Genomic DNA, 7,482 nt, shown 5'->3' with positions numbered 1-7,482 from the left:
CTCCGAGACCGTGCTGACCGGCACCCGGGCCGCCGCCGCCGGCGGCTTCACCGCCGTGCACGCCATGGCGAACACCTTCCCCGTCGCCGACACCGCCGGCGTCGTCGAGCAGGTCTGGCGGCTCGGCAAGGAGGCCGGCTACTGCGACGTGCAGCCCGTCGGCGCGGTCACCGTCGGCCTGGACGGCAAGCAGCTCGCCGAGCTGGGCGCCATGCACGAGTCCGCCGCCGGCGTCACCGTCTTCTCCGACGACGGCAAGTGCGTCCACGACGCGGTGATCATGCGCCGGGCGCTGGAGTACGTGAAGGCGTTCGACGGCGTCGTCGCCCAGCACGCCCAGGAGCCCCGGCTCACCGAGGGCGCCGAGATGAACGAGGGCGAGGTCTCCGCCGAGCTCGGCCTCGGGGGTTGGCCGGCGGTGGCCGAGGAGTCGATCATCGCCCGCGACGTGCTGCTGGCCGCGCACGTCGACTCCCGCGTGCACATCTGCCACCTGTCGACCGCCGGCTCGGTGGAGATCGTGCGCTGGGCCAAGTCCAAGGGCTGGAACGTCACCGCCGAGGTCACTCCGCACCACCTGCTGCTCACCGACGAGATGGTCCGCTCCTACGACCCCGTCTACAAGGTCAACCCGCCGCTGCGCACCGCCGAGGACGTCACCGCGCTGCGCGAGGCGCTGGCCGACGGCACCATCGACTGCGTCGCCACCGACCACGCCCCCCACCCGCACGAGGACAAGGACTGCGAGTGGGGCGCGGCCGCCATGGGCATGGTCGGTCTGGAGACCGCCCTCTCCGTCGTCCAGCACACCATGGTCGACACCGGCATGCTCACCTGGGAGCAGGTCGCCGACCGCATGTCGCACGCCCCGGCCCGCATCGGCCGTCTCACCGGACAGGGCCGCCCCGTCTCACCCGGCGAGCCCGCCAACCTGACGCTGGTCGACCCGGCTTACCGTGGAGCCGTGGACCCCGCACACTTCGCGTCCCGCAGCCGCAACACGCCCTACGAGGGCCGTGACCTCCCCGGCCGCGTCACGCACACCTTCCTGCGGGGCCGGGCCACGGTCGTCGACGGGAAGCTCACGTGAAAACAAGCCTGCTCATGCCCCTGACCGACCTCCTCGCCGACGAGACCGTCGAGCGCAAGTCCCAGGAGGTCACCGACTGGGGGGCCCGCATCGGCTGGACGATCGGCACCCTGCTGTTCATCGCGCTGCTGTACTGGCTCATGCGCCGGGGCTGGCAGCGCCGGGCCGCCCTGCACGGCGACCTGCCCGCTCCGCAGGAGCTGCCCGCCGAGCCCGGCAGCCCCCGGCTCACCCTCACCGGTCGTTACCACGCCTCCACCACGGCCGGCCAGTGGCTCGACCGGGTGGTGGCCCACGGGCTCGGGACCCGCAGTCAGGCCGAGCTGACCCTCACCGAGCAGGGGCTGAGCATCGTCCGGCCCGGCGCGGCGGACTTCTTCGTCCCCGCCGACGCCCTGCGCGGCGCCCGGCTGGACACCGGCATCGCCGGCAAGGTCCTCACCCAGGGCGGCCTGCTGGTGATCACCTGGCAGCTCGGCGACCAGCAGCTCGACTCCGGCTTCCGAGCCGACCACCCGGCGGAGCACCACGCCTGGGTGAAGGCGATCAACGAACTCTCCGGCGGCCCCGCCGACGCGGCCGCCACGCACCATCAGGAAGGCGCACGATGACCGCCCCAGCAGACCCAGCAGGCACAGCAGGCACCGCCCGCACCGTCGGCAGAGGCCGCAAGGAGCCGGCCGTGCTCGTCCTGGAGGACGGCCGCAGCTTCCGGGGCCGCGCCTACGGAGCCGTGGGCGAGACCTTCGGAGAGGCCGTCTTCTCCACCGGCATGACCGGCTACCAGGAGACCCTGACCGACCCCTCCTACCACCGCCAGGTGGTGGTCATGACGGCCCCGCACGTCGGCAACACCGGCGTCAACGACGAGGACCCCGAGTCCCGCCGCATCTGGGTCTCCGGCTACGTCGTGCGCGACCCCGCCCGCATCCCCTCCAACTGGCGCTCGGTGCGCTCGCTGGACGAGGAGCTGACCGGCCAGGGCGTCGTCGGGATCAGCGGCGTCGACACCCGCGCTCTCACCCGGCACCTGCGCGAGCGTGGCGCCATGCGCGTCGGCATCTTCTCCGGCGCCGCCCTCGCCGACGAGGCCGCCCTGCTGGAGCGGGTCCGCAAGGCCCCGCAGATGAAGGGCGCCGACCTGTGCGGCGAGGTCAGCACCGACCGGCCGTACGTCGTCCCGGCCCTCGGCGAGAAGCGCTTCACCGTCGCCGCGATCGACCTCGGCATCAAGGGAATGACCCCGCACCGGATGGCCGAGCGCGGCATCGAGGTGCACGTGCTCCCCGCCACCACCACCCTGGAGGAGGTGTACGCGGTCAACCCCGACGGCGTCTTCTTCTCCAACGGGCCCGGCGACCCGGCCGCGGCCGAGCACCCCGTCGCGCTGATGCGCGGCGTGCTGGAGCGCGGCACCCCGCTCTTCGGCATCTGCTTCGGCAACCAGATCCTCGGCCGGGCCCTCGGGCTCGGCACCTTCAAGCTGAAGTACGGCCACCGCGGTATCAACCAGCCCGTGCAGGACCGCGCCACCGGCAAGGTCGAGGTCACCGCGCACAACCACGGCTTCGCCGTCGACGCCCCGCTCGACGGCGCGTTCGACACCGCGTTCGGACGCGCCGAGGTCTCGCACGTCTGCCTCAACGACAACGTCGTCGAGGGGCTGCGACTGCTCGACCGCCCCGGCTTCAGCGTCCAGTACCACCCCGAAGCGGCAGCGGGTCCGCACGACGCCGCCTACCTCTTCGACCGCTTCGTCACCCTGATGGAGGGCCAGCGTGCCTAAGCGCACCGACATCAAGTCCGTCCTGGTCATCGGTTCCGGCCCGATCGTCATCGGCCAGGCCGCCGAGTTCGACTACTCCGGCACCCAGGCCTGCCGTGTGCTCAAGGCCGAGGGCCTGCGCGTCGTCCTCGTCAACTCCAACCCGGCGACGATCATGACCGACCCGGAGATCGCCGACGCCACCTACGTCGAGCCGATCACCCCGGAGTTCGTCGAGAAGATCATCGCCAAGGAGCGCCCGGACGCGCTGCTGCCCACCCTGGGCGGCCAGACCGCGCTCAACACCGCCATCTCGCTGCACGCCTCCGGGACCCTGGAGAAGTACAACGTCGAGCTGATCGGCGCCAACGTCGAGGCGATCAACAAGGGCGAGGACCGCGACCTGTTCAAGGAGGTCGTCGAGGCCGTCAACGCCCGCATCGGGCACGGCGAGTCCGCCCGCTCGGTGATCTGCCACAGCATGGACGACGTGCTGGCCGGCGTCGAACAGCTCGGCGGCTACCCCGTCGTCGTCCGCCCCTCCTTCACCATGGGCGGCGCCGGCTCCGGCTTCGCCCACGACGAGGACGAGCTGCGCCGCATCGCCGGCCAGGGCCTCACGCTCTCCCCGACCACCGAGGTGCTCCTGGAGGAGTCCATCCTCGGCTGGAAGGAGTACGAGCTGGAGCTGATGCGCGACCGCAACGACAACGTCGTGGTCGTCTGCTCCATCGAGAACTTCGACCCGATGGGCGTGCACACCGGCGACTCCATCACCGTCGCCCCCGCGATGACCCTCACCGACCGCGAGTACCAGGTGCTGCGGGACGTCGGCATCGAGATCATCCGCGAGGTCGGCGTCGACACCGGCGGCTGCAACATCCAGTTCGCGGTGGACCCCGAGGACGGCCGGGTCATCGTCATCGAGATGAACCCCCGGGTCTCCCGCTCCTCCGCGCTGGCCTCCAAGGCCACCGGCTTCCCGATCGCGAAGATCGCCGCGAAGCTCGCCGTCGGCTACACCCTCGATGAGATCCCCAACGACATCACCGAGCAGACGCCGGCCTCCTTCGAGCCGACGCTGGACTACGTGGTCGTCAAGGCCCCGCGCTTCGCCTTCGAGAAGTTCCCCGCCGCCGACTCCACGCTGACAACCACCATGAAGTCGGTCGGCGAGGCCATGGCGATCGGCCGCAACTTCCCCGAGGCGCTGCAGAAGGCGCTGCGCTCCCTGGAGAAGAAGGACAGCCAGTTCGACTTCACCACCCCCGTCGCCGAACTCGGCGACAAGGCCGCACTCCTCGCGGAGATCCCGCGCCCGACCGACGGCCGCATCAACACCGTGATGGCCGCCATCCGCGCCGGTGCCACCCCCGACGAGATCTTCGAGGCGACCCGCCTCGACCCCTGGTTCGTCGACCAGCTCTTCCTCGTCAAGGAGATCGCCGACGAGCTGGCCGCCGCCGAACGGCTCGACCACGAGCTGCTCGCCGAGGCCAAGCGCTACGGCTTCTCCGACGCGCAGATCGCCGGCATCCGCGGCCTGCGCGAGGACGTGGTGCGCGAGGTCCGGCACGCGCTCGGCGTCCGCCCGGTCTACAAGACCGTCGACACCTGCGCCGCCGAGTTCGCCGCCCGTACCCCGTACTTCTACTCCTCCTACGACGAGGAGACCGAGGTCGCGCCGCGCGAGAAGCCCGCCGTGATCATCCTCGGCTCCGGGCCCAACCGCATCGGCCAGGGCATCGAGTTCGACTACTCCTGCGTCCACGCCTCCTTCGCGCTCAGCGAGGCCGGCTACGAGACCGTGATGGTCAACTGCAACCCGGAGACCGTCTCCACCGACTACGACACCTCCGACCGGCTCTACTTCGAGCCGCTCACCCTGGAGGACGTCCTGGAGATCGTGCACGCCGAGCAGCAGGCGGGCCCGGTCGCCGGCGTGATCGTGCAGCTCGGCGGGCAGACCCCGCTCGGCCTCTCCCAGTCGCTCAAGGACAACGGCGTCCCGATCGTCGGCACCTCGCCCGAGGCCATCCACGCCGCCGAGGACCGCGGCGCCTTCGGCCGGGTGCTCACCGACGCCGGACTGCCCGCGCCCAAGTACGGCACCGCCTACAGCTTCGACGAGGCCAAGGCCATCGCCGCCGGCATCGGCTACCCGGTCATGGTCCGCCCCTCCTACGTGCTCGGCGGACGCGGCATGGAGATCGTCTACGACGAGCCCTCCCTCGCCGGCTACCTGGAGCGGCACGCCGGACTCATCTCCGAGCACCCCGTGCTCATCGACCGCTTCCTCGACGACGCCATCGAGATCGACGTCGACGCCCTCTACGACGGCACCGAGCTGTACCTCGGCGGCGTCATGGAGCACATCGAGGAAGCCGGCATCCACTCCGGCGACTCCGCCTGCGCGCTGCCCCCGATCACCCTCGGCGGCTACGACATCAAGCGGCTGCGGGCCTCCACCGAGGCCATCGCCGAGGGCGTCGGCGTGCGCGGACTGATCAACATCCAGTTCGCCATGGCCGGGGACATCCTCTACGTCCTGGAGGCGAACCCGCGCGCCTCCCGCACCGTGCCGTTCACCTCCAAGGCCACCGCCGTGCCGCTGGCCAAGGCCGCCGCGCGCATCTCGCTGGGCGCCACCATCGCCCAGCTGCGCGAGGAGGGCCTGCTGCCGGCCGCCGGCGACGGCGGTACCCTGCCGATGGACGCGCCGATCTCCGTCAAGGAGGCGGTCATGCCCTGGTCGCGCTTCCGCGACGTGCACGGCCGCGGCGTGGACACCGTGCTCGGCCCGGAGATGCGCTCCACCGGCGAGGTCATGGGCATCGACACCGTCTTCGGCACCGCCTACGCCAAGTCGCAGGCCGGCGCCTACGGCGCGCTGCCGACCAAGGGCCGGGCGTTCGTCTCCGTCGCCAACCGGGACAAGCGTTCGCTGATCTTCCCGGCTCGCGAGCTGGTCGCGCTCGGCTTCGAACTGCTGGCCACGACCGGCACGGCCGAGGTGCTCAAGCGCAACGGCATCAACGCCACCATCGTGCGCAAGCAGTCGCAGGGCGAGGGCCCGAACGGCGAGAAGACGATCGTCCAACTCATCCACGACGGCGAGGTCGACCTCATCGTCAACACCCCCTACGGCACCGGCGGCCGCCTGGACGGCTACGAGATCCGCACCGCCGCCGTCGCCCGGGGCGTGCCCTGCCTGACCACCGTGCAGGCGCTGGCCGCCGCGGTCCAGGGCATCGAGGCGCTGGGACGCGGCGCGGTCGGCGTGCGCTCCCTCCAGGAGCACGCCGCGCACCTCACCGCCGCCCGCGACGGCGAGTGAGCACCGGCCGGGGGCGCCCCTCGCGGCGCCCCCGGCACCCGCCCGTCCCCCTCCCGCGAGACCTCGACGCGACCACCTCTGCGATAGGCGACAGACACCCATGTACCGCCTCCTGTTCCGACTGCTCTTCCAGCGCATGGACCCCGAACGCGCCCACCACCTGGCGTTCGCCTGGATCCGCGCCCTCGCCCGGGTGCCGGTGGCCCGCACCTTCGCCGCCGCGCTGCTCGCCCCCCGCCACCGGGAACTGCGCACCGAGGCGCTGGGCCTGCGGATGCACGGCCCCTTCGGGCTCGCCGCCGGATTCGACAAGAACGCCGTGGGCGTCGACGGCCTGGCCATGCTCGGCTTCGACCACGTCGAGATCGGCACCGTCACCGGCCAGCCACAGCCGGGCAACCCGAAGAAGCGGCTGTTCCGGCTCACCGCCGACCGCGCGCTCATCAACCGCATGGGCTTCAACAACGACGGCTCGCAGGCCGTCGCCGACCGCCTGGCCGCCCGGACGACGGTCTTCCGCACCACCGTCGGCGTCAACATCGGCAAGACGAAGGCCGTGCCCGAGGAGGAGGCGGTCGAGGACTACGTCACCTCCACCGAACGCCTCGCCCCGCACGCCGACTACCTCGTCGTCAACGTCTCCTCCCCGAACACCCCCGGCCTGCGCGATCTCCAGGCGGCGGACCGGCTGCGCCCCCTGCTGACCGCCGTCCGCGAGGCCGCCGACCGGGCCGTCACGGACCGCCGGGTGCCGCTGCTGGTGAAGATCGCGCCGGACCTGGCCGACGAGGACGTCGACGCCGTCGCCGACCTCGCCGTCGACCTCGGCCTGGACGGCATCATCGCCACCAACACCACCATCCAGCGCGACGGCCTCGGCCTGCGCTCGCCGCGCGAGCTGACCGCCGAGACCGGCGGCCTGTCCGGCGCGCCGCTGAAGGAGCGCTCGCTGGCCGTCCTGCGCCGCCTGTACGCGCGGGTCGGCGACCGCATCACCCTGGTCGGTGTCGGCGGTGTCGAGACCGCCGAGGACGTCTGGCGGCGCGTCCTGGCCGGCGCCACCCTCGTCCAGGGCTACAGCGCCTTCGTCTACGAGGGCCCGCTGTGGTGCCGCCGCCTCCACCGCGGCCTGGCCGACCTGCTGGCCGCCAGCCCGTACGCCACGCTCGCCGAGGCGGTCGGCGCCGACGTCCGCGAGGCCGCCGCCCGCGGCACCGACCCGTCCACCGCCGGCGGCACCGACCAGCCCAGCGACACGACCACCCGAAAGGCGGACCCCCGGTCATGAGC

Annotated in this window: 5 protein-coding genes; all 5 read left to right on the top strand. The window is 72.1% G+C overall.

Annotated elements, in window-relative coordinates; genetic code table 11:
• Positions 1-1,090 (top strand): dihydroorotase (locus GL263_RS17165; protein WP_182856605.1); only part of this gene is annotated, 1,090 nt, incomplete at its 5' end.
• A 14-nt stretch (positions 1,091-1,104) separates the two neighbouring features.
• The gene (locus GL263_RS17160; RefSeq protein ID WP_182856604.1) at positions 1,105-1,701 is read left to right on the top strand and encodes a PH-like domain-containing protein; all 597 of its coding nucleotides are present in this window, start codon (positions 1,105-1,107) and stop codon (positions 1,699-1,701) included.
• Positions 1,698-2,876, top strand: coding sequence for a glutamine-hydrolyzing carbamoyl-phosphate synthase small subunit (gene carA / locus GL263_RS17155; RefSeq protein ID WP_182856603.1), 1,179 nt, complete (start codon positions 1,698-1,700; stop codon positions 2,874-2,876). The genes GL263_RS17160 and carA overlap by 4 nt, the downstream gene beginning before the upstream one ends.
• Complete coding sequence (gene carB / locus GL263_RS17150; protein ID WP_182856602.1) at positions 2,869-6,192, top strand: carbamoyl-phosphate synthase large subunit; 3,324 nt, start codon at positions 2,869-2,871, stop codon at positions 6,190-6,192. Before carA ends, carB begins: the two co-directional genes overlap by 8 nt.
• Before the next feature lie 100 nt (positions 6,193-6,292).
• Positions 6,293-7,480, top strand: coding sequence for a quinone-dependent dihydroorotate dehydrogenase (locus GL263_RS17145; RefSeq protein WP_182856601.1), 1,188 nt, complete (start codon positions 6,293-6,295; stop codon positions 7,478-7,480).
• The last annotated feature ends 2 nt before the right edge of the window (positions 7,481-7,482 follow it).

The sequence above is a fragment of the Streptomyces durbertensis genome (genome assembly GCF_014156695.1).
Classification (GTDB): domain Bacteria; phylum Actinomycetota; class Actinomycetes; order Streptomycetales; family Streptomycetaceae; genus Streptomyces; species Streptomyces durbertensis.
This window is presented reverse-complemented; position numbering and strand designations above follow the sequence as displayed.

Coding starts and splice junctions, on each gene's coding strand:
- GL263_RS17145 (WP_182856601.1), top strand. CDS start 6,293: ATGTACCGCCTCCTGTTCCGACTGCTCTTCCAGCGCATGGACCCCGAA.
- carA (WP_182856603.1), top strand. CDS start 1,698: ATGACCGCCCCAGCAGACCCAGCAGGCACAGCAGGCACCGCCCGCACC.
- GL263_RS17160 (WP_182856604.1), top strand. CDS start 1,105: ATGCCCCTGACCGACCTCCTCGCCGACGAGACCGTCGAGCGCAAGTCC.